The sequence below is a fragment of the Spartinivicinus ruber genome, from assembly GCF_011009015.1.
Classification (GTDB): domain Bacteria; phylum Pseudomonadota; class Gammaproteobacteria; order Pseudomonadales; family Zooshikellaceae; genus Spartinivicinus; species Spartinivicinus ruber.
Map to the genome: position 1 here is coordinate 4,078,759 of NZ_CP048878.1, position 25,886 is coordinate 4,104,644.

At 41.9% G+C, this 25,886-nt stretch carries 23 protein-coding genes and 1 tRNA gene; 12 read left to right on the top strand and 12 right to left on the bottom strand.

What is annotated here, in order from left to right; all coding sequences use genetic code 11:
- Positions 1 to 87: 87 nt before the first annotated feature.
- Positions 88 to 164 (bottom strand) — tRNA-Arg (locus G4Y78_RS18485).
- A gap of 248 nt (positions 165 to 412) precedes the next feature.
- Here G4Y78_RS18485 and G4Y78_RS18490 point away from each other — a divergent pair.
- Positions 413 to 988: an opioid growth factor receptor-related protein gene (locus tag G4Y78_RS18490; RefSeq protein WP_163834434.1), complete on the top strand. Its 576-nt coding sequence runs from the start codon at positions 413 to 415 to the stop codon at positions 986 to 988.
- Positions 989 to 1,015: 27 nt separating this feature from the next.
- Here G4Y78_RS18490 and G4Y78_RS18495 read toward each other — a convergent pair whose 3' ends face one another.
- Complete coding sequence (locus G4Y78_RS18495) at positions 1,016 to 1,981, bottom strand: isoaspartyl peptidase/L-asparaginase family protein (protein WP_163834435.1); 966 nt, start codon at positions 1,979 to 1,981, stop codon at positions 1,016 to 1,018.
- Between the two features lie 49 nt (positions 1,982 to 2,030).
- Entirely contained in the window at positions 2,031 to 3,191 is a 1,161-nt protein-coding gene (locus tag G4Y78_RS18500) for a tyrosine-type recombinase/integrase (protein WP_163834436.1), read from the bottom strand.
- A gap of 104 nt (positions 3,192 to 3,295) precedes the next feature.
- Between G4Y78_RS18500 and G4Y78_RS18505 the strand changes: the two genes are divergently transcribed.
- Positions 3,296 to 3,592: a DUF2970 domain-containing protein gene (locus G4Y78_RS18505; protein ID WP_163834437.1), complete on the top strand. Its 297-nt coding sequence runs from the start codon at positions 3,296 to 3,298 to the stop codon at positions 3,590 to 3,592.
- A gap of 99 nt (positions 3,593 to 3,691) precedes the next feature.
- Here G4Y78_RS18505 and G4Y78_RS18510 read toward each other — a convergent pair whose 3' ends face one another.
- A complete protein-coding gene (locus G4Y78_RS18510; RefSeq protein ID WP_163834438.1) occupies positions 3,692 to 3,835 on the bottom strand; it encodes a hypothetical protein in 144 nt (47 codons plus the stop codon).
- Between the two features lie 347 nt (positions 3,836 to 4,182).
- Here G4Y78_RS18510 and G4Y78_RS18515 point away from each other — a divergent pair, with 347 nt between their 5' ends.
- From G4Y78_RS18515 to G4Y78_RS18525, 3 genes are all read left to right on the top strand, one after another.
- Positions 4,183 to 5,841 (top strand): nitrite/sulfite reductase, encoded by a 1,659-nt coding sequence (locus tag G4Y78_RS18515; RefSeq protein ID WP_163834439.1) that lies wholly within the window; start codon positions 4,183 to 4,185, stop codon positions 5,839 to 5,841.
- Positions 5,825 to 6,334 carry a DUF934 domain-containing protein gene (locus G4Y78_RS18520; RefSeq protein WP_163834440.1) on the top strand — a complete coding sequence of 170 codons (510 nt, stop codon included), beginning with the start codon at positions 5,825 to 5,827 and terminating at the stop codon, positions 6,332 to 6,334. The genes G4Y78_RS18515 and G4Y78_RS18520 overlap by 17 nt, the downstream gene beginning before the upstream one ends.
- Positions 6,335 to 6,639: 305 nt before the next feature.
- On the top strand, positions 6,640 to 7,806 hold the full coding sequence (locus tag G4Y78_RS18525; RefSeq protein ID WP_163834441.1) for a cation:proton antiporter: 1,167 nt from the start codon (positions 6,640 to 6,642) through the stop codon (positions 7,804 to 7,806).
- On the opposite strand, the gene G4Y78_RS18530 is transcribed toward G4Y78_RS18525, so the two are convergent.
- Together G4Y78_RS18530 and sohB are read right to left on the bottom strand one after the other, a co-directional pair.
- A complete protein-coding gene (locus tag G4Y78_RS18530; RefSeq protein WP_163834442.1) occupies positions 7,807 to 8,808 on the bottom strand; it encodes a YhdH/YhfP family quinone oxidoreductase in 1,002 nt (333 codons plus the stop codon).
- A 77-nt stretch (positions 8,809 to 8,885) separates the two neighbouring features.
- Entirely contained in the window at positions 8,886 to 9,953 is a 1,068-nt protein-coding gene (gene sohB, locus G4Y78_RS18535) for a protease SohB (protein WP_163834443.1), read from the bottom strand.
- A 251-nt stretch (positions 9,954 to 10,204) separates the two neighbouring features.
- Here sohB and G4Y78_RS18540 point away from each other — a divergent pair, with 251 nt between their 5' ends.
- The gene (locus G4Y78_RS18540) at positions 10,205 to 10,519 is read left to right on the top strand and encodes an SCP2 sterol-binding domain-containing protein (protein WP_163834444.1); all 315 of its coding nucleotides are present in this window, start codon (positions 10,205 to 10,207) and stop codon (positions 10,517 to 10,519) included.
- Positions 10,520 to 10,585: 66 nt separating this feature from the next.
- Here G4Y78_RS18540 and G4Y78_RS18545 read toward each other — a convergent pair whose 3' ends face one another.
- The 3 genes from G4Y78_RS18545 to G4Y78_RS18555 form a co-directional block, all read right to left on the bottom strand.
- Complete coding sequence (locus tag G4Y78_RS18545; protein WP_163834445.1) at positions 10,586 to 11,194, bottom strand: hypothetical protein; 609 nt, start codon at positions 11,192 to 11,194, stop codon at positions 10,586 to 10,588.
- A 65-nt stretch (positions 11,195 to 11,259) separates the two neighbouring features.
- Entirely contained in the window at positions 11,260 to 12,078 is an 819-nt protein-coding gene (nudC, locus tag G4Y78_RS18550) for an NAD(+) diphosphatase (protein ID WP_230425616.1), read from the bottom strand.
- A 77-nt stretch (positions 12,079 to 12,155) separates the two neighbouring features.
- Positions 12,156 to 13,853, bottom strand: coding sequence for a ferrous iron transporter B (locus tag G4Y78_RS18555; RefSeq protein ID WP_163834446.1), 1,698 nt, complete (start codon positions 13,851 to 13,853; stop codon positions 12,156 to 12,158).
- A gap of 575 nt (positions 13,854 to 14,428) precedes the next feature.
- Here G4Y78_RS18555 and nhaB point away from each other — a divergent pair.
- Complete coding sequence (gene nhaB / locus G4Y78_RS18560) at positions 14,429 to 15,934, top strand: sodium/proton antiporter NhaB (RefSeq protein WP_163834447.1); 1,506 nt, start codon at positions 14,429 to 14,431, stop codon at positions 15,932 to 15,934.
- A 39-nt stretch (positions 15,935 to 15,973) separates the two neighbouring features.
- Here the strand turns inward: nhaB and dnaQ are convergent, their stop codons facing one another.
- Genes dnaQ through G4Y78_RS18575 form a run of 3 tightly spaced genes read right to left on the bottom strand, consistent with a single transcriptional unit; the run spans position 15,974 to position 17,977 of the window.
- Complete coding sequence (gene dnaQ, locus G4Y78_RS18565) at positions 15,974 to 16,693, bottom strand: DNA polymerase III subunit epsilon (RefSeq protein WP_163834448.1); 720 nt, start codon at positions 16,691 to 16,693, stop codon at positions 15,974 to 15,976.
- Between the two features lie 38 nt (positions 16,694 to 16,731).
- Positions 16,732 to 17,169, bottom strand: coding sequence for a ribonuclease HI (rnhA, locus tag G4Y78_RS18570; RefSeq protein ID WP_163834449.1), 438 nt, complete (start codon positions 17,167 to 17,169; stop codon positions 16,732 to 16,734).
- Positions 17,170 to 17,200: 31 nt separating this feature from the next.
- A complete protein-coding gene (locus G4Y78_RS18575) occupies positions 17,201 to 17,977 on the bottom strand; it encodes a methyltransferase domain-containing protein (RefSeq protein WP_163834450.1) in 777 nt (258 codons plus the stop codon).
- A 64-nt stretch (positions 17,978 to 18,041) separates the two neighbouring features.
- Here G4Y78_RS18575 and gloB point away from each other — a divergent pair, with 64 nt between their 5' ends.
- The 5 genes from gloB to G4Y78_RS18600 all read left to right on the top strand — a co-directional run bounded on the left by gloB (position 18,042) and on the right by G4Y78_RS18600 (position 25,886).
- Entirely contained in the window at positions 18,042 to 18,821 is a 780-nt protein-coding gene (gloB, locus tag G4Y78_RS18580) for a hydroxyacylglutathione hydrolase (protein ID WP_163834451.1), read from the top strand.
- Positions 18,822 to 19,090: 269 nt separating this feature from the next.
- Positions 19,091 to 20,755, top strand: coding sequence for a LysM peptidoglycan-binding domain-containing protein (locus G4Y78_RS18585; RefSeq protein ID WP_230425617.1), 1,665 nt, complete (start codon positions 19,091 to 19,093; stop codon positions 20,753 to 20,755).
- Between the two features lie 266 nt (positions 20,756 to 21,021).
- Complete coding sequence (locus G4Y78_RS18590) at positions 21,022 to 22,884, top strand: extracellular solute-binding protein (protein ID WP_222937531.1); 1,863 nt, start codon at positions 21,022 to 21,024, stop codon at positions 22,882 to 22,884.
- 29 nt (positions 22,885 to 22,913) lie between these two features.
- Complete coding sequence (locus tag G4Y78_RS18595; RefSeq protein ID WP_163834452.1) at positions 22,914 to 24,782, top strand: extracellular solute-binding protein; 1,869 nt, start codon at positions 22,914 to 22,916, stop codon at positions 24,780 to 24,782.
- A 21-nt stretch (positions 24,783 to 24,803) separates the two neighbouring features.
- Entirely contained in the window at positions 24,804 to 25,886 is a 1,083-nt protein-coding gene (locus G4Y78_RS18600; protein WP_163834453.1) for a microcin C ABC transporter permease YejB, read from the top strand.

Sequence of the window (25,886 nt, forward strand, 5' to 3'; positions counted from 1 at the left end):
CGCTAGTTAGCCATAACATACTTCAGCTCAAGTATTTTTTAAAAGACAGTTTTCGTCTAAATATGAAGGAAAGGGCTATCACTAAGCTGGCGTCCCTGAGTGGATTCGAACCACCGACCTAGCGCTTAGGAGGCGCTTGCTCTATCCTGCTGAGCTACAGGGACAAGAGCAGTTATAATACCGATTCACTCACTGATTGCAACTGTTACAGGCAAAGGGAGTCGAGCAAAATGTCACTTCAAAATATTTGAAATTTTCTAAGTTGACCTGAGTATAGATAGCCTCAAACATAACAGACATGATGGCTTTGAACTCGCAGCACTGCATGCAATATTTCGAATGTCTGATAAGTATTCAGGTTATCTCCCCTTGCTTGCAATATATTAGCTAAAATACATTCATAGACACTGTAATGGCTGTAACAAAATCTGCCAATGTCATGACTGAACAGGCCAATCAATTACTCATTAACTTCTATAATCAAGGGGGGCAAGATAGCTACGGCCGTCAGCTGGATGATATCTTACAATGGCAAGAAGACCTGTTAGAAACTACCCACAACTATATTCAATGGCTGTTTCCGATTATAGAGGCCAACGCTTTTCATGCCTCCACCCCCTTGCTGAATAGCACTACCATTGAAACTTTTAAGCAACAAGCCAGCATCCAAACCAACTTGCTCCGTTCTTTAAACAAAATGTTAGCTTTTTACGGTCTTATTTTAAATCACAGTAAATCAGATCAGATAACGATTGAGCGTTCTGCAGAGCACTTTGCTAGTGCCAGCCGACGTTGGCTAACACCAGGTAATCATAACTATTTACGGTTTACCCGCATTATCAAGTCACTTTGCCAGCTGGGATTACCTCATTATGCTGTAGCCTTATTTGACTGTTTACAAGTAATATTCCAAGAACACAGCAGCACTATTGGCTTAGTAACTTACCAACATTGGCAACAAGCGCTCAATGACAACCGCAACACTTAAATCAACTCCAACATCGCAACTTCCAAACTATATGAGTGACTCATCTTTTCCAATAAATGCCTTTAACTGATCAGCAGTCACAACACCTCGAAACATATGGCTGGTATTAAAGGGCATCGTCCATTGACCATGACTATCTACAGCAATCACCCCTCCCGAACCTGCAGGTAACTGTTGGTTAACTACCACCTCAGCTGCCTCTGCAAGGCTTTGCCCCTTAAATAGCATGCGATAGTGAATGTCAGCAGCCACCGTATAGCGAATAAAATACTCACCAACCCCGGTGCCAGAAATTGCACAGCTTCGTTGATCAGCTAAGGTACCGGCCCCAATAATAGGGCTATCCCCTACCCGCCCAGGCAACTGGTTAGTAACTCCCCCCGTTGAAGTGGCAGCAGCCAATTCACCGTGAATATCTAACACCACAGCTCCAACTGTACCCATAGGAGATTCATCTAACGGGCTATTAAGCAACTGCTGCACTTCTCCATTATCAGCATGGTCTAGTTGAACTTGCTGCTTTTGTCGGGCTTCCCGTAATTGTTGCAATCGATGCTCTGTTAAAAAATAATCCTGTGGCGCCTGTTCAACTCCCTGAGTCAACAACCAGGAATCTGCTTCAGGGCCTGCCAGGGTATTATGTACACTGTTATACAACACTTTTTGTGCAGCAATAATGGGGTTTTTACACTGTTTTACAGCCATTACTGCACCTGACCGACGATTCCCCAACATAAGAGCAGCATCAAGTTCAAAGGTACCAGCATGAGTTAATACTGATCCACAGCCTGCGTTAAATAACGAACAATTTTCTAATAATGCAACTGCCTCAACTGCAACCTGTTCAGCCTTAGCACCAGCCATTAACAATTGTTTACCTTTATTCAACACTTGAGAAAGTTGCTGAGTATACTCTTGCTCTCGTTCAGCCGTTAGAAAGTTAGCTGGCAATTGTCCAGCACCACCATGAATTAACAACACATAGTCAGGCATAAATTCTCCATAAATAATTTTTATTCTTATGGATAGGATGGTCTAATCGCTACCACTGAATATAATGACGTTGAATATAGGCTAACAACTCATCCCGTTCGGTGAGAATATACAACTTTGTGGTATTAATATCCTGGTGGCCAGCGAATAATCTAACCCGTTCTATCATCACATTGGGTTGGTTAGCTAAATGGGTAATCGCGGTATGCCGATAACTATGAAAACCTTTACTCAATAAGTTTTCTTTAAAATCTACTGATATATCAGCTCCAGCTTGATCAATCAACTTATACAACAATTGGCGATGAAAATCCCGCAACTGTCGGGTAGATATATTTTTTGCAAATTCCCCTTGTTTTTTGACTGGTTTACGTGAGGAGGCAAATGGGAAAGCATCATTATTGATCGTTGGGTCCAAGCCATGATAGTGACGAAACCGAATAATTGCCTCTATAACCCCTTCATTCAATGGAATCCATCGGCGTCTTGCACCTTTTCCTAAAACATTAAGCTCATAACCCAAGTCAGTTCGAACAATTGCCTGGTGAGTGTGAGTTGCTAACTCATGCTCTCGTATTCCTGTCCCATAAGCAATCGCCACAATATAACGGGCTCGCTCTACAAAATTACGCTGCCCAGTAGTAGCGATGGGTAAACGACGAATTCCGTCTATCAGAAACTGCCACTCCTCCCGATTAAACGCTTTGAGCTGCTGGTGACCGAGAGCTGTATTTTCCCCTAGCGGCTTCAAACGAAAGGCAGGATTAATTTTTATATAGCCTTGGGCATGTAAATAACTCAGCAATGAACCCACTACTTTCATTACCGAATCAACACTATTTCCATTAACTAGTGCATTGGGAAAAGGTATAAACTGTGGTAGTTCCGGAATCATCAGCCCTGCCTGCTGCCAAACTGATGTAGGAGCTTGGAGAAAATATCGATAAGCTAAGATATCCTCTCGTTTTAACCCATTTAACTGTTTATTTAAGTAACGATGCACCCAGGCCAGAAAGCGCAGACATTCCCGCCGATAACGTCGTAAGGTGTGTTCAGAGCTCCCTCCCACTTCCACTAAAAATGTTTGAACAGCCGCTATATCATTGCTAGCCCCCAAAGCTGATTCAGACAAACCATCGACTCTATTGGCTTTTTTTTGTAGCTCTTCCGGGGTGACGACTTTAGGGGCGTGGAGGATAACATCTAACATGAACAAAACGCACTTTATTTATATAGCTTGAATATTGGCAAAATAGCCTGAATCATGGCAGTCTAGCCGAAAGAGAGGAAGGAAGTCACTCTGGAGAACTCACTATGAAACCAAACCAACAGCTCAAAGAAAATAGCCTACCTGACCAATCAGTAACAAGTAACTCTGTACAGGATAAACCAAACCAGCCCGATGAAAAGAGCCAGACTGAAGGAACAGGACTACTTGCTACCATTCAAAGCGTGTTAGCCGCTGCTTTTGGGGTACAAAGTCAAAAAAACCGAGAGAGAGATTTTAAAAGTGGTAAATTTAGCCATTTTGTCATTGCTGGCATTATTTTTACCCTAGTATTTATCCTAATGGTTTACGCAGCAGTACAGCTGGCATTACACCAACTGTAGTCAGTCACCGCTCCGCAAAAAAAATTAGCTTTTAGTGAGAAATCTGTTATTTGTAAGTAGAAACTCCAATTCCTGCCATCCCTTCATTAAACGTATTAATTATTGACCACTCACCCAAAATACAGCCGTTGCTACTGCAATTAAAATTAAGCTCACCGCAGCAATCGCATCCACCCGGCTATCGCTGTGTTGTTGAGTGTTGACTTCTGAGCTATTAGCATTTGTTATCGTTTTTTCCGTCATCCTTGCCTCCTATTTTAAAATGCTGTCAACTTGTTCTGGTTGCTGATTCAAAATTATGTGTTACCCACATGTGACAAACATGCCATCTGTTCACTTTTTTACTCCTTTTACTCCTGATGGGCAACAGCTAACCTGTTATTTTTATAAGAATAAATTCTAGATATATAGAAAAATATTCATTTATCGCATATAGATATCCTGCTATTTTTACCCCACAGAATGGCAATCGTCTGCCTATTCACAAATGCTTATGCTGCTGAAACACCTACTCATATTGTTCCAGCAGTCATCTGGCAACAAAACAAATGGGTAACATTACCAGGATTAGCAGTTGATCAGGACCCAGCATGTACATATATGATCAATACGACCAGACAATCGTTGATGAGCGAGTTATACAATTTAGAGAACAAACCCAGCGTTACTTGGCTGGCGAGCTGGCTGATGCCGAGTTCTTACCCTTAAGGCTGCAAAATGGCCTGTATATTCAGCGATTTGCTCCCATGCTTCGGGTTGCTATTCCTTATGGCATGGTGTCATCTAACCAACTTCGTAAGCTGGCTGAAATTGCCCGTAAATACGATAAAGGCTATGTTCACTTCAGCACCCGCCAAAATGTGCAATATAACTGGCCACAACTAGAGCAAGTGCCAGATATCCTGGCGGAACTTGCTACAGTGCAAATGCACGCTATTCAAACCAGTGGTAATTGTATTCGTAATACCACGACTGATCAGTTTGCTGGCGTTGCAGCTGATGAAATTGTTGACCCTCGCCCCTACTGCGAAATTATTCGTCAGTGGTCAACTTTTCACCCAGAGTTTGCCTTTTTACCCCGTAAATTTAAAATTGCGGTCAATGCGGCCAAGAAAGACCGTGCTGCAACATTAGTACACGATATTGGCCTGTATCTGGTTAAAAATAAAACAGGTGAAATTGGCTTTAAAGTAATTGTGGGTGGTGGCCTAGGCCGAACCCCACTAATCGGTACAGTTATTCGAGAGTTTCTACCTGAAAAACACTTATTGTCGTATTTAGATGCCGTTTTACGGGTATATAACCGCTATGGCCGCCGTGATAATAAATATAAAGCACGAATTAAAATTCTGGTTAAAGCACTCGGAACCGAGCTATTTACACAAAAAGTAGAAGTCGAATGGGAGCAGATTAAAGATGGTGCAACCACTTTAACTCAAGAAGAAATTAATCGTGTCACTGATCACTTTTCTGTTCCAGCTTATGAAGCACTACCGGCTACCAGCGATCAGCTAGCGCAACAGCTTGCTGATGACCCTAACTTTAACCATTGGTACCAGCAAAATGTTAACGCTCATAAAGTCTCAGGCTATAGCATTGTTACTTTCTCGCTAAAACCCACTGGAGTTGCCCCTGGAGATGTTACTGATAAGCAATTGGAAGCCGCTGCTGACCTAGCAGATCAGTATAGTTTTGGTGAAGCCAGAGTCAGTCATCAACAAAACCTGGTATTGGCTGATGTTAAGCAAGATGACTTATACCCATTATGGCAGGCGGCTATTCAACATGGTTTTGCCACACCAAATATTGGCTTACTGACTGATATTATTTGTTGTCCTGGTGGTGACTTCTGTGCCTTGGCTAATGCTAAGTCAATCCCGATTGCCGAAGCCATTCAAAACCGCTTTGATGATCTGGACTACTTGCACGACATTGGTGAATTAGATTTAAACATTTCTGGCTGTATGAATGCCTGTGGCCATCACCATGTAGGTCATATCGGTATTCTAGGCGTTGATAAAAAAGGCGAAGAGTTTTATCAGGTACAAGTCGGTGGCAATGCAGGCAGTGATGCCTCACTCGGAAAAATTTTAGGACCATCCTTCGCCAAAGAAGATGTACCTGAAGTTATTTCAAAATTATTGACCGTTTATGTTAGTCAGCGAACCCCTGAAGAGCGGTTCATCGACACCTACCGTCGTATTGGGATTAAACCTTTTAAGGAGCAAGTTTATGCCAAAGCTCATTAAAAACCAGGATATTATTGATGATAACTATCAGTTGCTAGAAACTGTTCCAGCAGCCGATCAACCATTACCTGAAGGCAACTTGCTGGTTCCATTGACTGACTGGCTTGAAAACCAACAACGATATAACAACCACTCTGGTAAGGTGGGCGTTTGGCTTGACAGCCATGAAGAACCCGAATTGCTGGCTGGTCAAGCACAATCACTACCCGTAATTGCAATAAATTTTCCCCAGTTTACCGATGGCAGAGGTTATTCGACCGGCCGACTGTTGCGGGAACGCTTTGGGTTTCTTGGCGAATTAAGAGCAATCGGTGATGTGCTTAGAGACCAACTGTTTTATATGGCCCGCTGTGGCTTTAACGCCTTTGCTATACGTGCTGACCGCTGTATCCATGATGCTTTAAATGGTCTAAAAGATTTCAGTGAAACTTACCAAGCCGCAGTCGATCAGCCACAACCGTTATTCAGACGACGTCAAATGCAAGCAGAGTAATTGTCTTTCCAAGTGGCTTGACTTTGATCAAGCCACCCTACTTCCTTATAAAAAAATCCAACCTCCATAAAGCCCACTAAAAATACAACTGCTGTATAATGCATCTCAGTTAATGACTGCTAAGTTCCTTTAACGTATAGCCAAAGCGAAGGGCTTTTAGGGAAGGCCGTCGAGTTATGAAGCCCTATGAATTTATATTACTAATAAATGATTAGGGTGAATAACGAAGACAACAAACCCTAAAAGTCATTCGGGAAGGGTATATACTCCAAACTACAGCCAGCAAAATTACAGACATAGACTCAATGGATAACGGCTCTCTCGTATTTTCGTTTTTTTTAATCTTCACTGGGGCCGCTGCCCTCGCTTCTGTCGCCTTATATACTCGTCAGCCCTTACTAGTGGCTTACATCGTATTGGGGGCCATACTTGGTCCCTATGGCTTAAAGCTAGTTTCAGATACAAAGCTACTCAGTGACATTTCCCATATTGGCATTATTTTCCTGTTATTTCTACTTGGCTTAGATATGCAACCTGGCCATTTAGCACACATGTTAAAAAAGACCGCCCTGATAGGTTTAATTAGCTCGTTGGTATTTGCGGCTTCTGGCTATGTGATTGCTCTTGCCTTCAGTTTTAGCCAGCAGGAAAGCTTAATTATTGGGGCAGCAATGATGTTTTCCAGCACTATTATTGGTATCAAGTTACTACCCACTACAGTATTACACCACAAGCATACAGGTGAGTTAGTGGTTAGTATTTTATTATTGCAGGATTTAGTCGCTATTGTCGTATTACTATTTTTGTATGGTGGCGAAAAGCAAGCCAGTGGTTCAGCGTTGCTATTTACCTTAATTGCCCTACCAGCATTAGTGGTCTGCGCATTTATCTTTGTCAAATATGTATTATTAAAGTTAATGCAAAAGTTTGACCGTTTTCATGAATATCTGTTTTTAATGGCTCTTGGCTGGTGTCTGGGTTTGGCAGAGTTAGCCAACTTATTAGGCTTATCAGCAGAAATTGGTGCTTTTATTGCCGGGGTTAGCGTGGCGACTAGTCCAATTGCGCTGTACATTGCTACTAGCCTAAAGCCTCTACGTGATTTTTTCTTAATTCTGTTTTTCTTTTCAGTAGGTGCTAGCTTTAATCTTGGCCTGCTTACTGATGTTATTGTACCTGCCTGCTTATTAAGCTTGTTTGCACTTACTTTAAAGCCCGCAATCTTTCGCAGTTTAATGCAATATTTAAAGGAGAAGAAAAGCACAGCCTGGGAAGTAGGGTTTCGCTTGGGACAAGTCAGTGAGTTTTCTATTTTAATTGCTTACATTGCGGCAAATAGTGGCTTAATTGGCACAGAAGCGTCCCATGTTATTCAAGCCACAGCTATTATGACCTTTTTGTTATCTTCTTATATTGTCGTCTTTAACTTTAAATCGCCCATTGCTGTATCTGATCGATTACGACGAGATTAATTAACCAGTAGTTAAGTTCACAACGACACGTCCCACCAAACGACCTTTAAACATGGACTCGATATAATGGGGCAATTCATCCAAGGTAACTTCTCGCACAATTTTATCAAGTGACGGAATACGCCACTCGTTGGCTAACTTAGTAAACATGTGCTGCTTTTCTTTTAATGGTAGCTCTACCGAGTCAATTCCCAGCCAGTTGACTCCCCGTAAAATAAATGGGAATACATTAGCCTGAAAATTAGGTGATGCCACGAGGCCACAACTGGCAACACTACCACCATATTTTAATGACTTAATAACATTAAATAAGATATCGCCGCCCACAGTATCAACTGCACCCGCCCACTGTTCTGGCAGCAAAGGGCGATCAACCCCTTCAAAAGCCGCTTCACGATCAATAATTTTAGTGGCACCCAGCTGGCTTAAATATTCGGCTTGTTCCAGTTTGCCAGTACTGGCTGCAACGGTATAGCCTAGCTTGGCTAACAGCGCAATACTTAAGCTACCCACCCCACCGCTAGCACCAGTGACAAAGATTTCTCCTGACTCAGGGGTGACCCCCATTTGTTGCAACTTCGTCAAAGATAAAGCCGCCGTTAAGCCCGCAGTGCCCAATGCCATCGCTTCATGTAAACTGATCCCTTCCGGCAGCGGAAGTACCCACTTAGCCGGTACTCGAATGTATTGGCCAAACCCACCAGGGGTATCCATACCCAAATCATAGCCAGTAACAATGACTTTATCCCCTGGCTGCCAATCTTTAGTAGCAGACTCAACTACCTCACCTGCTGCATCAATTCCTGGCGTATGGGGATAATTTTTCGTAACTCCTTTATTGCCTTTTGCTGACAGAGCATCTTTATAGTTTAATGAAGAATAATGAACTTTAACTAGCACTTCCCCTACTGATAATTGTTCTGTTTGGCGCTCGACAACCTCTTGAGTAAAAAACTTGGAAACTACATCCTGTTGCACCAAAAGCGCCTTAAATGCTGTCATTATGTCCTCACTGTTAAACCATTTGAATTACACATTGGTATCTTGTGGGTTACTGACACCTGCCAGCAGCTGAAGTACTAGTGAAAAAAGCGTGTTTGATTAATCTGATCCCACCACTTTAACAATAACCTGTCGATTGCCACATTGGCAGCTAAGCCTAATTTTTCTGGCAGTGTTTTTTTCAATTCATACGACACATGAAAGACATCAGACTGATGAACTTGCTCAAGTATATATTCATCACTGGTTTTAATTTCATCAATCAGTTGTTTATCTTTGGCTCGGCGACCAAACCATACCTCTCCTGTACCAATTTCTTCCATATTAATCACTGAGCGGTGCTCAGTTACAAACTCTTTAAACAGTACATGGGTGTCTTCTAAATCTTCGAGAAACTTCTGGCGACCTTTTTGAGTATTTTCACCAAACATTGTTAAAGTTCGCTTATATTCACCAGCAGTTAATACCTCAACATCAATATCATTCTTTTTTAACAACCGGTGAAAGTTGGGCACCTGGGCTACCACCCCAATAGAACCAAGAATAGCAAATGGTGCTGCTATTATTTTGTCGGCAATACAGGCCATCATATAACCACCACTAGCAGCCACCTTATCCACTGCAATCGTCAGCGGAATACCTCGCTCTTTAATTCGCGCCAACTGAGACGCTGCCAAACCGTAGCTATGCACCATGCCTCCAGCACTTTCTAACCTGATGACCACTTCGTCTATAGGCTCAGCCATACTCAGTACTGCGGTTATTTCTTCCCGCAAAGAATCGACTGCAGAGGCTTTGATATCTCCATCAAAGTCGAGCACATAAACTCGCTTTTGGCGTTCAGCTTCACCGGTGGTTTGTTGTTCGCTTTTCGCTTGTGCTTTTTTGGCTTGCTTTTCTTCTTTTTCTTTTTGTTTTTCAGCTTTTGTTTCTTTTTTCAAAGCCTCTTTATCCAAGATGACTGACTTTACATCTTTTACCAATTCCTTAAATTCATCGGTTAGGTTTTTTACATCAATATGGCCTGAAGGCCCTTTTTTTTGCTTACTGCTTAGTGCAATTACCCCTGCTACTAAGATTAACACAGCAATAACCAAGGTAATGGCTTTGGCAAAGAACAAACCAAAATCAGCTAAAAATTCCAAGGTGTCATTCTCCAATCAATATTTCAGCGATAGTCAATAGCGATGCTAATGATAATCATACCATGCAAGAAGTGGAAATTAACATGTTGATAAGTGGCTCTGGTTTCAGCGAATACAACACTCGCCAGAGGATAATAGACTATGCTAGACTCAAACAAACGTATGAATACATTTTACACTAACATTTTTTAAACAATTAATCCAAGCTGTCATTATCACGGTTAAAAAAACACATAAGGAATCGACAAAGTATGAGTAACGTAACCGATACCCTAAACCAAATGAAAAGCAAATTTAATGCTGATGCTGCCGCTGGGATGGATGTGGTCTTTCAATTACAAATTGAAGATGACTCCTACCATATTGTGGTAAAAGACGGCAATTGCGATATGGTGGAAGGGAGTCACGATGATCCGTCAGTCACTCTAACGATGGATAGTGAAACCTTTACAGGCATCATGAATGGTAGTGTTGATGGTATGCAAGCATTTATGGCAGGCCAACTTCGTGCAGAGGGTGATGTAATGCTGGCAACTCGGCTGTCAGAGTTATTTCCAATCGGCTAGCCTCAGCCTTATCTATTGAGGGTGGCATTATATGCCCCCTCGTAAAACGACTGCGTTTGTTAAAAATCATTCAGCAGCGCTTGTTGCTTCTATTTTTAGCCCATTGGCCGTAACAAATATTGTAAAGCTTGATTCATCAGTAATATCCAGCCAATCACTTACATGTTGTGCAGTAATCACAGTAGGCTCTGTCCACTTTAACTTATTCATCAATGCCCACAGGTCAAAGCCATATTCACTGGTACGCACCGGAAGAGAAGAAACAGTATCTACCTGTTGTATAGATAACTGACCTAAACGAAACCCTGGTGACATGCCAAACCCTAATAATTGTGGACTGACTTGAAAAACCCTCGCACTCAGCTGCCACTTATCTCCAGAGACCACCTGCGTAAAAAGCTTGGCATTTGGTTGCAACAAGGACATTCGGTAGCGATTATCCCCTTGTTTGATAAAGTCAACGGTAGCAATTTGCTGGTTATAGCTGAGTGGCTGATAACTAAATAAATCCAGCGCCCCCCAACCTAACCCAACTCCCAATGCTGTCACCAATAAGGCAAGATTACCTCTTAGCCAGCCAGCGAACCAATTCCCACCGATTAGAAACTTAATACCTAACAGTACAACTAACAGGGCAAGCAATAATATTGCACCACCCACTAACATATACATCATTTGTTAATACCCCTAACGAGAGTGCTACTAGGCACTTCTCTACAAATCACTATTTTTATTATTAATTAACCTAGCGTATTTTTTATGTAATCATCAATTAACCAACGTGAAATAGAAATGGACGATGGTAGCAACGGTAAATCATCAAGGGTAAACCAGTCAGCTGCTTCAATTTCTTCACCGTCCACAACTATCTCACCACTGTCGTGCTCTGCATGAAACCCAATCATTAATGAGTGAGGAAATGGCCAAGGCTGACTGCCTTTATACTGCAGGTTCTTTATGACTACCCCTACTTCTTCTGCTACCTCACGCATAACCCCGTGCTCAATGGTTTCGCCTGGTTCAATAAAGCCTGCAATCGTGCTATACACACCTTCGGGAAAACGAGGGGAACGGGCCAGCAACAACTGGTTACCACGGGTAATCAAAACAATAATGCAAGGTGAAATAGCAGGATAAAGTGGAGGAGCACCACATTCGCACTGTTTTGCACGCTCCACAGGATGCCACTGTAAAGGCCTAGCACAACGTCCACAATATCGATGCTGCTCCATCCAACCAACTAAATGGCCAGCATAACCCAACAGTTGTCGTTCTCTGGTGGTTGCAGCTAGCATTGCCTGACGCAAGCTTACTAATTGATCAGATGTAATTTCTTTCTCTGACCTTAATGTAGCTAAAAACAGAGTTTGTTCCTGGTAGCGAGCTAAAGGTACTGCTGCATGCTGAACAGGAAGCTTATCTTCATGCCACAGCCAATGCTGACTTTCTGAAACAACTAGCTTCTGTTGGTAAAACAACAGGTAACGATCAGCACTTGGAAGGTCATCAGCATACCAAATTGGCTGATAAGCCAGCTCATCCATCAAGTTCGCAAACATGTCCAGTACATCTTGGATATAAAATCAGTTTGTTCTAAAGCTTGTAAGCCAGGGAAGAAGCACTAACACCAGAATAGTTAAGCCACCTCTTTAGCAGGGAAGCCCAAATCAGCCAGGCTAGTTTCAGCCATTTCCAACACTTCAGATGCTGTTTGTCGAGTGCTTTCAACGCCTTCCAAAAAGTATTCCAAACCAGTTAATGCATCAGCCAGTGTTTCCAGCATCTCATTAGTGGGCGGTTCATTACCATGAATAATGCGCTGATCAATGAAATTAGTGCAGGCCTCTAAAATATTAGCTGCACGCTCTAGCCCCATGAAATACAAGCCCCCTCTTACAGCATGAAGGGTCGTCGGTAAATTTCCTAAATGGGCTTTATCCCAATTAGACTCCATATAGGCAGTAATTGCTCGTTTAGCCATTGCCAAACCAGCTTGAGACTCACCCACCACCACAATCTTAGCTTCTGCCAATTGATTATTGGCCATTGTAGTCGACTCTTCACCTGGTGTAGCTGACTCTCGCTCAGAGGACCTGACCTGGTTACTTTCCAGGCTTGAAACCATTGACTCCACATAAAGCACAGCATCAGCTAACTTGAGCAACTCTTTTTCATCATCTAACTTGCCTGCTGCCTGCCACTTTTCAACTACTTTATATTGTACTTGTAATGAACGCGCTGCTGATAGCAAACCTACTACAATCAGAGTTTTTTCCAACTTACTGATACTAGCCAACATATCCGTATAATCATTATCTGTTTGCCCTGCACCCCTCTCTACCAAGTCCAGCATATCTTTGATAGTGGCTAGATCTTCTTTGATTGCGGAAGATACTGATTTATATACGGCATTTCCTGGCCCAGCCAGAATTGATCGTTCTTCTGCCAGAGAATGATCAGTAAAAGGTAAAGCAACTATATTGTAATGTTTTTTAACATTAACCAGTTTAGGTGTATCTGTATCAGCAAGTGCCACTAAATATAGCAACTCTTTCAGCAGCACCTTTGGTGGTTCTAATGAAGCTGTTTCCTGACTATCCCCTTGTAACCGCTTAATTTGTCGGTCAATTTTGCCAAATAACAGTTTTCTGGGTTTGGTAATTTGCATTTGCGCCGCACTAAAACCATCAAGTGCCGCAGCCGATACCCATAACAACTTGCCTACATTTAAGTGACCATACAAGCTATACAGCCGAGACATCGCTCGGGACATCAGTCCTACACTTCCGTGAGGCTGTTCATTCTTAAACAGCGCCAGCAAGCCAATCTGATACATATGCCGCAACCGGCGGGTACTTTGTAGCAGCTCTTCCTGATTAACATCCGCTTTAGGCTGCAGGTCAAGAGGGATGTCCAAGCGTACTGAAAAAAAGTGACTTTCGGGAAGTGTTGGCTGATGTCTAGCCTCACGCATATCGTTAATGGTGGGAATCAATAACTCTGGAATTTCTGCTTTGTTTAGCAACAAATACTCTAGGTATCGATTTAAGACAAATAGTGCATTGCCTAATGCACTTAAAGTTTCGTCTTTTTCTTGTGTGGCACCGGCAGGTATATCAGTTGCTAAGTTCACCATTTCCTGAGCTAATAGCTCCGCCCCACTCATTTCAATTAAGCTGAGTGTCCCTCTAATCTGTTGAAGATAATCGACACAAGACTGAATGTGGCCACTATTTTCACGATCCTCAATAAAGCTTTCTAAACTACTTTCTGCATTCTGGATGGTTGCTTCCAACTCTTCCCGAACCAGATTAAGTGATGTAGCTCCAGCCATTCGTCGAAAACTCCAAACCTCAATAAATTGAACCAGCAGTGCCCGTTATTCTGATTAGTATAGTTAGTTGCTCAGCCAAACCACACTGTAATATACCCATCGTATTGAGTATAAGCTTAATTTATGGCCAAGCTTCTAGTTAGTCACTGGCATTATGATATGTTTACATACCCCGTATAAAGCTCATCACTCTGCTTACTAATAGTCTAAACTAACCGCAACTATCCTCATAAAAAAAATACTTAACAAGTATTATAGTAATGAGAACACATGGGGTATGCCAACTATACCAAGCAATTAAAAAAAAATCAGTTTCTTACCCCTTAAGAACCTCACTCTTTATATAGGAGGATTGACTGCTTGAGCTTCTAATCATAACCAAAAGCGATATAATGCGCTGCGATTAGGCCCTAACACGCAAGGTAGGGACTAGCCTCTCACTGTGAGTAGCTTATTAGGCGACAGTTTTTGGTTAAATAAAGTTCATTTTCCAAGCTAAAAAAGTCAGCATTCAAACAAGGCTACAATCGCGTATAACAAATAATGGATAAGTAATAAGTAAGTAGGTACCATTTATGCCAAGCACTCTTAAAAGTGCTTTTATGCACAACTTCTTGGGATACGCAGCCGACTGGTATAAATACACCATTATCGGTTTCCTAATTATTAACCCCTTTATTTTATATCTAATGGGAGCCACCGTTGCCGGTTGGGCGCTGGTTGCTGAGTTTATTTTTACCTTAGCAATGGCATTAAAGTGCTACCCATTGCAGCCAGGCGGTTTGCTCGTTATTGAAGCGATTATCCTTGGCATGACTTCCCCGGATGCACTTAAGCATGAAGTAGAACAAAACTTTCCCGTTATCCTACTACTGATGTTTATGGTAGCAGGCATCTACTTTATGAAAGATTTATTGCTATTTACCTTTACCAAAATCCTGATATCTGTTCGTTCAAAAATTATTCTTTCCCTATTATTTTCAATTGTTGCGGCTATTTTATCTGCTTTTCTTGACGCCTTAACTGTCACAGCAGTAGTCATCAGTGTTGGTGTTGGTTTTTATTCTGTTTATCACAAAGTCGCTTCCGGCCAAAAATTTCAGCAAGCTGAACATGACCACTATGCCGATGACAGTATTGTAGATATTCATCGGCGAGACCTTGAACAGTTCCGAGCATTTTTACGTAGCCTAATGATGCATGCAGCGGTAGGGACAGCTTTAGGTGGAGTTTGCACCATGGTGGGCGAACCACAAAATTTGCTAATTGCAGAAAAAGTAGGCTGGGATTTCATCAAGTTTTTTGTTGTCATGATGCCGGTGACTATGCCAGTTCTTGTGGCAGGTCTAGCCACAGTGGTTGTATTGGAAAAAACCGGCTGGTTTGGTTATGGCGAACAAATTCCTGACAATGTTAGATCAGTGCTGGTTGACTTTGCTAAAGAAGAAGCAGCAGAACGAAACAACAAAGATATTGCCAGCTTGATTATTCAAGCCATAGCAGGCATCTTATTGGTATTAGGTCTTGCTTTTCATGTAGCAGAAGTCGGCTTTATTGGGCTTTTGGTTATTATCGTTATCACTGCTTTTACAGGTATTATTGAAGAGCACCAAATTGGTAAGGCATTTGAAGAAGCCCTTCCTTTCACAGCACTTTTAGTAGTATTTTTTGGCATTGTAGCTGTCATTCACGATCAGCACTTATTCTCCCCTATTATTAATTGGGTATTAGCAATGGATGTGTCAAAACAGCCTGGGATGTTTTTTATCGCCAATGGCCTGTTATCAATGATCAGTGACAATGTATTTGTTGCTACCGTTTATATTAATGAGGTGAAAGATGTGTTTGATAATGGGTTGATTAGTAAAGAGCATTTTGAAAAGTTAGCCATTGCCATTAATACCGGTACTAATTTACCTAGTGTGGCTACCCCTAATGGCCAGGCAGCCTTTCTATTCCTGCTAACATCAGCCTTAGCACCATTAATTCGATTATCTTATGGTCAAATGGTACTGATGGCTTTACCTTATACCCTGGTGCTTGGTGGGGTTGGTTACGCTATGGTGACTAATTTTTTATAAATAACAGGCCCTAATGTGGCTCTAAGATGAGCCACTCTATTACTGACTATACAGCTCTCGCCACAAACACTGACCTTGTTTGCCTATCACATCCAGTTTCGTTTCATGAGCTGCTAATTCTTCAGCAGAGGCTTCAATTACCGGTAATGGAGCACGATTAGCAGGTAGCCGTTTGATCTCGCTGAAGCCGCCTTCTCCATCTTGGTTTTGACTATTTCCACCTAAGGCAAGTGCCGTTTGTCCGCCAGTCATTAGCAGATAGACATCCGCCAGTATTTCAGCATCCAGTAATGCGCCATGATAGGTTCGTGCTGAGTTATCCACCCCATAACGTTTACATAACGCATCCAAATTATTCTTCGCGCCAGGGTGCTTACTTCTTGCCAACACCAATGAATCTGTAATACGACAATAGTTTTCTATAGGGCCAGGATTTTTATTGGCTAACAAACCAAACTCATGGTTAATAAAACCCACATCAAAGGGGGCATTATGAATGACTAACTCAGCTCCTTTAACAAACTCAAAAAATTCAGACGCTATAACATCAAAAACAGGCTTATCTGCGAGCATGTCATTAGTGATACCATGAACGTCAATTGCCTCCTGTTCCACCTCACGCTGCGGGTTAATATACTGATGATAATAATTGCCAGTCAGTTTGCGATTCACTAACTCAACGCAGCCTATTTCGATAATTCGATGGCCTTGTTTCGGGTCTATACCGGTGGTTTCAGTATCTAGTACAATCGTACGCATCGTCTTGCTACCTGATCTAACTATGCTTTATAAAAGATTTACGACAGAAATTGTGTAATACCTTGATTAGCGAGTTCATCAGCTCGCTCGTTTTCAGGATGACCACTATGGCCTTTTACCCAACACCACTGCACTTGATGTTTACTAGTTTGCTCAGCCAACTGCTGCCATAAATCCTGATTTTTTACGGGTTGATTAGACGCTGTACGCCAGTTGCGGGCTATCCAACGAGGCAACCATTGGGTTATGCCTTGTCGTACATATTGGGAATCAGTGGTAATGCTAACCTGACACGCTCGTTTTAAAGCTTTCAGCCCCTCGATAGCTGCCATTAACTCCATCCGGTTATTAGTCGTATTTGGCTCACCACCACACAACTCTTTTTCTACTTCTCCATAGCGAAGTAAAACGCCCCACCCCCCTGGGCCTGGATTACCTTTACAAGCACCATCAGTAAAAATCTCAACTTGCTTCATTAAAACCTACATATCTTATGAATAAGGCGAATTATCGCCTGGTGGTTGGCTCAGCCAGGGGCAACGTTACCACTTGCGGTTTAGAAGGGCGCCATACTGGCTTGATCGGTGTCATGCCCACTGTTTCTTTGGTGGCTTGCATTATATAGAAACTACCAATGCCTAAACCAATAGATTCACAGTAATGATCCAGTTTGGTTGGGTACTGGGTATCAGCTAATTTCACCGCTGGATAACAGGCCTTATCCAATGAAAACCCCAATAACTTAAACCAATCCTGTAAGCGCCCAGGCCGAATGAAATGCGCCTGGCGTAAAAACTTATAATGGGGAACCCCTAAGCCTCTCCACAAGTTCAGCAAGCTATAAGGGTTAAAGCCAATGACAATCAGTTTACCTCCAGGAATAATGGCCTTATTTGCCTCTGCCAATAGTCGATGGGGGTTTTCAAAAAACTCCAGTGCATGGTGAAGAAACACCATATCCACGCTACTGGGCTGGATCGGCCATTCTATTAAAGAACCCTGTAGCTGTGAGCAGTTGGTTGTGATAAGACGGGGTGTTAAGATGGATTTATGGGTAATCCGGCAAGTATCAAGCAACCGCAAGTCTGGAGAAATCCCCACCTGCACCAAATGATAACCAAAAATATAAGGAAGCCAATGTTCCAGTCGTTGTGCTTGAATGGTTAAAAGTCGCGCCCCCAGTGGAGAGGATAACCAGCGATGCAACTCAGGTAACAGCTGGTAAAATGCCCGATGCTGGCCACTGAACCAGCGATCAGGTTCTGTTGTATTATTAAACAGCATGACAGGCTCTTCGTTAGTTGTAATCAGTTGCTTTCAACTCTTTATTGACAGGATACGCTTAACAATGATTCACGTCAGCCCCATTTCGGCTTTTAATGATAATTATATTTGGCTGCTCAGTTGTTCAGATTCCAATACAGCCTGGGTGGTTGACCCAGGGGATCCTACACCTGTTAATCAATACCTAAAGCAGCACCAGTTGACGTTGGCAGGCGTTTTAATTACCCACCACCACTATGATCATGTAGGGGGTTTACAAGCCTTAGTCAAACAGCATAATGCTATTACCTATGGCCCTGCCAGTGAACATATAGAGGGTATCCAACACTCGTTGTCAGCAGGCGACACGTTGAGTGTATTAGGGACAGAATTTCAGGTCCTTGAGGTGGGAGGCCACACTCGAGGCCATATTGCGTATTATAGTGACCAGTTGTTAGACCAGCCTACTCTGTTTTGTGGTGATACTTTATTTGCAGGTGGATGTGGCCGACTGTTTGAAGGAACACCCCAGCAAATGTATCAATCACTTAGCCAAATTGCAGCATTGCCAGCAAATACTCTAATTTACTGCGCCCACGAATATACCCTAGCCAACCTACAATTTGCCAATGCTGTTGAGCCAAATAACGGCAAATTACTGCAGCGTATTCAGCAAGTAAAACAGCTACGTGCCGAATCTAAGCCCTCTGTCCCCAGTTTATTAAGCGAAGAACTGGAAACGAACCCCTTCCTTCGCAGCCATCAAACTACCGTACAAGCCGCTGCCACTCAGCATGCCGGTAAACCACTCGATAATCCGATTGATGTTTTTGCCACGATTCGCCGCTGGAAGGATAACTTCTAGGCCTAGTTAATGCACCTTAATAAAGCTGTAAAAGGTGTCCTTAAGACTTGTCAATTGCTGCCGTTATTTTCAAAAAGTTTAAATAACGAGTTTAAAAATATTACAGCATCTCACTTTTTTCATGATATGCTTTGCACTTTTTACAAACAGGCATTAGCCAACTAGTTTTATAAACTAAATAGCATAAAGACTGTCTTTAATAACAAGTCAGGGATTTAGGCTAGTCTGTTTTAGTGGTTGGTATAGTTAGAATTCAATAGCAGGTTTTCATGCAGTTACATCAGTGGTTAAAACGCATTAAAACACCTCAGGCTTTTTCGCAGCTTAACCGAAAGCCCATTCCACTTGTAGGAAAACCGATTGCTATTGTTAGTCTACTGGTCTTGGCAGGCTGTCAGCAGTTGCCAACAGTAACGAAGCTGGACATCTTTTCTGATACCCAAAGCCTTCACAATAACCTGACAACCCCCATCTCTTCAGACTCTATAAACAAGCCCGTTGAAGCAGTATCGAAAGAACTCGCGAGCAAAGAGTTAACTGATAACGCCTCTACTGACTTATGGGATAGAGTGCGTGAGGGAATGGCTTTAAATCTTGAGCAAAAACAACCCCGCTTGGCTGCTGAGGTGAGGTGGTTAAAGAAGCACCCTCGCTATTTTGACAAGCTATCCAAACGGGCTGAGCCCTATCTTTACTTTGTACTCGCTGAAGTGGAGAAACGCCAACTTCCCTCAGAGCTGGCCTTATTGCCCATGATTGAAAGTGCCTATGATCCTTTTGCCTATTCTCATGGTCGAGCTTCAGGGCTTTGGCAGTTTATTCCCCAAACAGGTAAACACTTTGGGCTAAAGCAAAATTGGTGGTATGACGGCCGTCGGGACATTGCTGCTTCAACCAATGCAGCCCTTAACTATTTAGAGCAACTTTACAAGCGCTTTAACAATTGGGAGCTAGCCTTAGCTGCTTATAATGCAGGTGGTGGTACAGTATCTAAAGCTATTCGCTACAATAAAGCTCAAGGCAAACCCACAGACTTTTGGTCTTTATCACTACCAAAAGAAACCAAGAGTTATGTGCCTAAATTGATGGCATTAGCAACACTCGTAGCTAACTCAGCTAGCCATGGTGTGGAACTTCCTCCAATTACCGATGAAAAGCGACTGACAAAAGTCACAATTGACCAACAAATTGACCTAGCACAAGCCGCTAAATTAGCTGAGATAAGTTTAGATGAGCTTTACCAGCTGAACCCTGCTTTTAACCAATGGGCCACTGACCCCAATGGCCCCCACTATCTTCTAATACCCGTTGCTAAAGCAGATCAGTTTAGACAAAACCTAGCGACACTTCCCACTAATGCTCGCCTCCAATGGCACCGTTACCAAGTCAAGTCAGGTGATAATTTAATCAAGATTGCAAAACGCTTTAATACCAGACCTAGCCTGATTAAACGTACCAATAATTTATCTGGCTATTTTATAAGAGCAGGACAAACCTTATTAATTGCCAAACCCTCTCAGTCACTCAACAGTTACACGCTGACAGCTGCTCAGCGCAAACAAATATCCCAACACCGACAGCGGCCAGGCCACACTAAAAAAGTCCACAAGGTTAAAATGGGGGATAGTTTTTGGTCAGTGGCCAGAGAGCACCGGGTATCAATGCGTAAACTTGCTGCATGGAATAATATGGCTCCTGGTGACTATTTGAAGCCAGGCCAAATATTGGTGATTTGGCAGCCCAAGTCTAAGGCAACCAATGGAGTTGTCAGAAAGGTTCGCTATAGGGTTCGCCGAGGCGACTCCCTCTATCAAATAGCAACCAAGTTCAATGTCAAAATACGACAAATTAAAGAGTGGAATCAAATTGAAAAACGCCACTTGAAGCCAGGTCAATTACTGACCCTATTTGTAGATGTAACTAAACCCCGTTAACTACAATCTCCATGTTGAGCATATAATTCTAGTGTTCAATATGGAATAACGGGCGATTCCTCATCTGCTCTTGAAGTGCCATCCCTTGCCCATCAGGAGCTAAAACGATGCCTATCGCTGTCATATAGATTTACCCCATACTCATTAACTTTTGTGGCTAACTTGAAAGGGCGTTGAATGGACTGTCATTTTAGCTCTCTCAACATCTCACTGTCTCCCCTGCACTCTTTGCTAGACTTACAGAAAACCAACGGGAGTCACTTGTCTTGCAATTTTTTTCATGGAAAGGAGTTTCAACTGCACATACTGTCTTATTGTGCTACATAGCTTTATTGTTTTGCCAGCAAGGTTACCCAAAAGAGCAAATAACGGTTAGCCATGGTTTAGCTCTGCATGGAGAACTTAAATATCCAGCTAACTTCAAACATTTTGACTATGTTAACCCTAGCGCTCTCAAAGGCGGAGAAGTTAAGTTAATGGGCCATGGGAGTTTTGATACCCTGAATTACTATACGCTGAAGGGAATCAGCCCCATGGATACACCTGGTTTTTTTCAATATAGTATTAATGAGTTAAACGAAACCTTACTCATGGGCACAGCCGAAACAAACCGACTGGGTGATGAACCACAATCAGCTTATGGTTTGCTGGCAGAAACCATCGAGTACCCTGACGATTTCAGTTGGATTATTTTTAATCTCAACCCTAAAGCTCACTTCCATGACAACAGCCCGGTCGCTGCTGCAGATGTCGTATTTTCCTACAACACCTTAATAAAGCATGGCCACCCACGATATCAAGCAGCCTATCAAGATATACAATCAGCATCAGTAGTAAGCCCCCGTAAAGTGAAATTCACCTTAGGCGGCACTAACCGTAAGAGTTTAGCCTTACGGGTAGGCGAACTACCGGTATTTTCTAAAAAATACTGGCAAGGTAAAGATTTTAAGCAAGCAACCTTAACGCCCCCTTTAAATAGCGGCCCTTATCAGATCACTGACGTTAAAGCAGGTCATTACCTTATCTTTGAGCGAGTAGCAAATTACTGGGGAAAAGATTTACCAGTAAACCGAGGTCGCTACAACTTTGATAAAATAAAGGTGGAGTTTTATCGAGATCTTACTGTCGCTTTCGAAGCGTTTAAAGCTGGTCGTTATGACCTTTACTTTGAATCCATTGCTAAAAATTGGAAACAAGGTTACGATTTTCAAGCTGTTCATTCCGGCAGTATTATAAAGGCAACAGTACCTCACCAACGTCCTGCTGGTTTACAAGCTTTTTTTTTCAATACTCGTCGGCCTTTTTTTCAAGACGTCCGAGTACGTCAAGCCATCAGCATGGTTTTCGATTTTGAATGGATTAATAAACAATATTTTTATTCGGCTTACAAACGAACAAACAGTTATTTTGCAAACACCGATTTAGCCAGTCAACCATTACCCTCTATAGCTGAAAAACAATTATTGTCACAATATTCAGGGCTTGATAAAAAAGTATTAACTACACCATTTACACTTAGCAAAACCCAAGGCACGGGACATAACCGCAAACAACAGCGGCAAGCATTAAAACTACTAAAACAAGCAGGTTGGCAATTACAACAAGGCAAATTAATAACCCCCAACAATCACCAGCCCTTGCAATTTGAAGCGCTTGCACGAAATCGTGGTTTATTGAAAGTATGGCAAGCATTTCAAAAAAACTTAAGGCGAATTGGCATACAAATGTCCATTCGGCTAGTTGATAGTGCCGAGTTTAAACGTCGCCTAGATCAATTTGATTTTGATATAACCAGCTTAGCCTTCACTCAATCACTCGCTCCTAACCAGAGTCTTAGAAATTTATTTCAGTCTAAGTTTGCTGAAACTAAAGGCGCTTTGAATTTTTCTGGAATTAAAAATTCTATTGTTGACGACTTAGTAGAAAAAGTCGTTACAGCACAAACCCGACCAGAACTTAGGCTCTATACTCAAGCGCTTGACCGGGTTTTATTGTGGCAACACTATATTATTCCTAATTGGTATACTGACCATTATCGGGTAGCCTATTGGAATAAATTTAACAAACCTACTACCCAACCACCCTACTACTTTGGTTTAGAAAACTGGTGGATTAAGACAGATAGGTAAAATAAAAAACGATCATAGGGACATACCTGATGAGGTTTAAAAATAAAAACATCCGTGCATTTATTTTGATTATCAAGTTTATCTGGCTACTCTGTATCCAACAAGCTACTTTGGCAGCCGAAGCTAAAAATCCCGCTGTTCATAAAGCCCATGCCATTGCAATGCATGGACAACCCAAATACCCTACTAATTTCACCCATTTAGATTACGCAAACCCTAACGCGTCCAAAGGCGGTGCATTTAAACAAGCTGTTGTCAGTAGCAGTGGATTTGACAGTTTAAATCCCTTTATTGTCAAAGGCGTTGCAGCAGCAGGTATGGCCTATTTAGGAGGTGGATATATTTATGACACATTATTAGCCCAAAGTTATGATGAAGCGTTTACCATGTATGGACTGCTTGCAGAGTCAATGGAATGGCCAGAAGATCGCTCTTGGATCACTTTCAATCTAAGAAAAAATGCCAAGTTTCATGATGGCCACCCTATTACGGCCGAAGATGTGGTTTTCACTTTTAATTTATTAATAGAAAAAGGGCACCCTCTTTATAAAACGTATTATCATAATGTCAAAACAGTGACTGCGCTTAATAATTACTCTATTAAATTTGAATTTGATACTAAAACTAATCGAGAGCTTATCCTAATTGTTGGCCAATTTCCTATATTGCCCAAGCATTATTGGGAAACTCATGACTTCACGAAAACCACCCTAGAATTTCCTTTAGGCAGCGGCCCCTATAAAGTATCAAAAGTAGACCCTGGTCGTTCTATTCACTATGAACGAGCAAAAGACTATTGGGGACAGAATGTAGCGGTGAATAAAGGCCATAACAATTTTGACACGCTAATGTTTGATTATTACCGAGAACCTTCCGTTGCCATTGAAGCAATTAAAGCTGGCAAATATGATTTACGAATAGAAAATAGTGCCAAAAGCTGGGCTACCGAATACAACATTTCAGCTGTAAAAGAAGGCCGTTTAATTAAGGCCAGCATTACTGATTATTCTCCTGCAGCTATGCAATCTTTTATTTTTAATATTCGTCACGGTAAATTTAAAGACCCTAAAGTTCGTGAAGCCATTGGCTATGCCTATGACTTCGAGTGGCAAAATAAAACTATATTTTATGATAGCTATACGCGTATAGATAGTTATTTTGCTGGTTCAGAACTCGCTGCTACCGGCCTTCCCAGCAAGGCAGAATTAGCACTGCTAGAGCCTTTTAAAAACCAATTACCAAACGAGTTATTCACCAAACCATTCACCTTACCCAAAACAGATGGTAGCGGCAATGTACGTAACAACTTACGCCAAGCACTACGATTACTCAAACAAGCCGGCTGGCAAATTAGAAATAAGCAATTAATTAATGCGAAAGGAGAGCCTTTAACCTTTGAAATTTTACTCACCCAAGCCAACATTGAACGGATTGTTTTACCTTTTCAAAAAAACCTGAAGCGTATGGGTATAGAGACAACCATACGTAAAATCGATACTCAACAGTATATTGAACGCCGTAATAACTTTGATTTTGATATGATCATTGGTGGTTTTCCCCAGTCTAATTCCCCTGGCAACGAGCAACGCGATTATTGGCATTCCAGTCAAGCCAATATCAAGGGAAGCCGCAACTACATCGGCATAGAAAACCCCGTAGTTGATCAGTTAATTAGCAAAATTATTCAAGCACCAGACAGAAAAACACTTATTGCAAGTACTCAAGCACTTGACAGGGTACTGTTGTGGAATCATTACGTTATTCCACAATACTATCTTAATCAAAGTCGTTTAGTTTATTGGAATAAATTCGGCATGCCCAAACAACCACCTAAATATACCGTAGGGTTAAATACTTGGTGGTATGACCCCACTAAAGCTAAAAAGCTCTCTAAATAATAATGGTTGGTCATTAATTTTATGTTTGACTATATTATTCGTCGGCTATTCCTCATAATCCCTACTCTACTAGGGATTATGGTCATTAATTTTATTATTATTCAAGCAGCCCCTGGCGGCCCAGTTGAGCAAATGATCGCTAAATTACAAGGCTTAGATACTGGTATCGGTGGCCGTTTGGGAGCTGGGTCAGATAGCATTGCCAGCGGCCAGCCATCCAGTGAATACAGAGGAGCACAAGGACTCAACCCCGATCTGATTAAAAATATTAAAAAACTTTATGGTTTTGACAAACCGGCTCATGAGCGATTTTTTATCATGTTAAAAAATTATGCACAATTTGATTTTGGCGAAAGTTTTTTTCATGATAAAAAAGTGATTGATCTGATAATTGAGAAACTACCCGTTTCGATTTCATTAGGTTTATGGAGTACCCTACTGGTTTACCTTATCTCTATCCCCTTGGGAATTAAAAAAGCGGTTAAAGATGGCTCTTACTTTGATATCTGGACCAGTACCGTGATCATTGTAGGCTATGCAATCCCCAGTTTTTTATTTGCTATTCTACTTATCGTATTTTTAGCGGGCGGTACCTATTTAGATTGGTTTCCCTTACGCGGTTTAACCTCAGATAATTTTGATGAACTCAATTGGTATCAACAGGCCTTAGACTACCTGTGGCATATTACCCTACCTGTTATTTCAATCGTAATCGGTAGCTTTGCCACTTTAACCATGTTAACCAAAAACTCTTTTCTGGACGAAATTCACAAGCAGTACGTTACAACAGCAAGGGCAAAAGGGTTAGCCGAAAATAAAATTCTCTACGGTCATGTATTTCGCAATGCCATGTTAATTATTATTGCGCAAATTCCTGCCGCATTAGTGGGTATTTTCTTTACAAGCTCACTCCTGATTGAAGTCATTTTTTCTCTAGATGGTTTAGGTTTATTGGGGTTCGAGGCAGCCATACAACGAGACTATCCGGTAGTCTTTGGCACCTTGTTTATCTTTACCCTGATTGGCCTCATTCTCAAATTAATTGGTGATATCAGTTATATGCTAATAGACCCAAGAATTGACTTTGAAAGTCGTGAAGGGTAA

Excerpts from the sequence above, each read along its gene's own strand:
- G4Y78_RS18540 (WP_163834444.1), top strand. The coding sequence starts at position 10,205 with ATGAGTAACGTAACCGATACCCTAAACCAAATGAAAAGCAAATTTAAT.
- G4Y78_RS18530 (WP_163834442.1), bottom strand. The coding sequence starts at position 8,808 with ATGACAGCATTTAAGGCGCTTTTGGTGCAACAGGATGTAGTTTCCAAG.
- G4Y78_RS18575 (WP_163834450.1), bottom strand. The coding sequence starts at position 17,977 with ATGCTGTTTAATAATACAACAGAACCTGATCGCTGGTTCAGTGGCCAG.
- G4Y78_RS18515 (WP_163834439.1), top strand. The coding sequence starts at position 4,183 with ATGTACATATATGATCAATACGACCAGACAATCGTTGATGAGCGAGTT.
- G4Y78_RS18500 (WP_163834436.1), bottom strand. The coding sequence starts at position 3,191 with ATGTTAGATGTTATCCTCCACGCCCCTAAAGTCGTCACCCCGGAAGAG.
- G4Y78_RS18585 (WP_230425617.1), top strand. The coding sequence starts at position 19,091 with ATGCAGTTACATCAGTGGTTAAAACGCATTAAAACACCTCAGGCTTTT.
- G4Y78_RS18520 (WP_163834440.1), top strand. The coding sequence starts at position 5,825 with ATGCCAAAGCTCATTAAAAACCAGGATATTATTGATGATAACTATCAG.
- G4Y78_RS18545 (WP_163834445.1), bottom strand. The coding sequence starts at position 11,194 with ATGATGTATATGTTAGTGGGTGGTGCAATATTATTGCTTGCCCTGTTA.
- nudC (WP_230425616.1), bottom strand. The coding sequence starts at position 12,078 with ATGTTTGCGAACTTGATGGATGAGCTGGCTTATCAGCCAATTTGGTAT.
- gloB (WP_163834451.1), top strand. The coding sequence starts at position 18,042 with ATGATTCACGTCAGCCCCATTTCGGCTTTTAATGATAATTATATTTGG.
- G4Y78_RS18495 (WP_163834435.1), bottom strand. The coding sequence starts at position 1,981 with ATGCCTGACTATGTGTTGTTAATTCATGGTGGTGCTGGACAATTGCCA.
- dnaQ (WP_163834448.1), bottom strand. The coding sequence starts at position 16,693 with ATGCGTACGATTGTACTAGATACTGAAACCACCGGTATAGACCCGAAA.
- G4Y78_RS18490 (WP_163834434.1), top strand. The coding sequence starts at position 413 with ATGGCTGTAACAAAATCTGCCAATGTCATGACTGAACAGGCCAATCAA.
- G4Y78_RS18505 (WP_163834437.1), top strand. The coding sequence starts at position 3,296 with ATGAAACCAAACCAACAGCTCAAAGAAAATAGCCTACCTGACCAATCA.
- rnhA (WP_163834449.1), bottom strand. The coding sequence starts at position 17,169 with ATGAAGCAAGTTGAGATTTTTACTGATGGTGCTTGTAAAGGTAATCCA.
- nhaB (WP_163834447.1), top strand. The coding sequence starts at position 14,429 with ATGCCAAGCACTCTTAAAAGTGCTTTTATGCACAACTTCTTGGGATAC.
- G4Y78_RS18525 (WP_163834441.1), top strand. The coding sequence starts at position 6,640 with ATGGATAACGGCTCTCTCGTATTTTCGTTTTTTTTAATCTTCACTGGG.
- G4Y78_RS18595 (WP_163834452.1), top strand. The coding sequence starts at position 22,914 with ATGAGGTTTAAAAATAAAAACATCCGTGCATTTATTTTGATTATCAAG.
- G4Y78_RS18555 (WP_163834446.1), bottom strand. The coding sequence starts at position 13,853 with ATGGCTGGAGCTACATCACTTAATCTGGTTCGGGAAGAGTTGGAAGCA.
- G4Y78_RS18510 (WP_163834438.1), bottom strand. The coding sequence starts at position 3,835 with ATGACGGAAAAAACGATAACAAATGCTAATAGCTCAGAAGTCAACACT.
- G4Y78_RS18600 (WP_163834453.1), top strand. The coding sequence starts at position 24,804 with ATGTTTGACTATATTATTCGTCGGCTATTCCTCATAATCCCTACTCTA.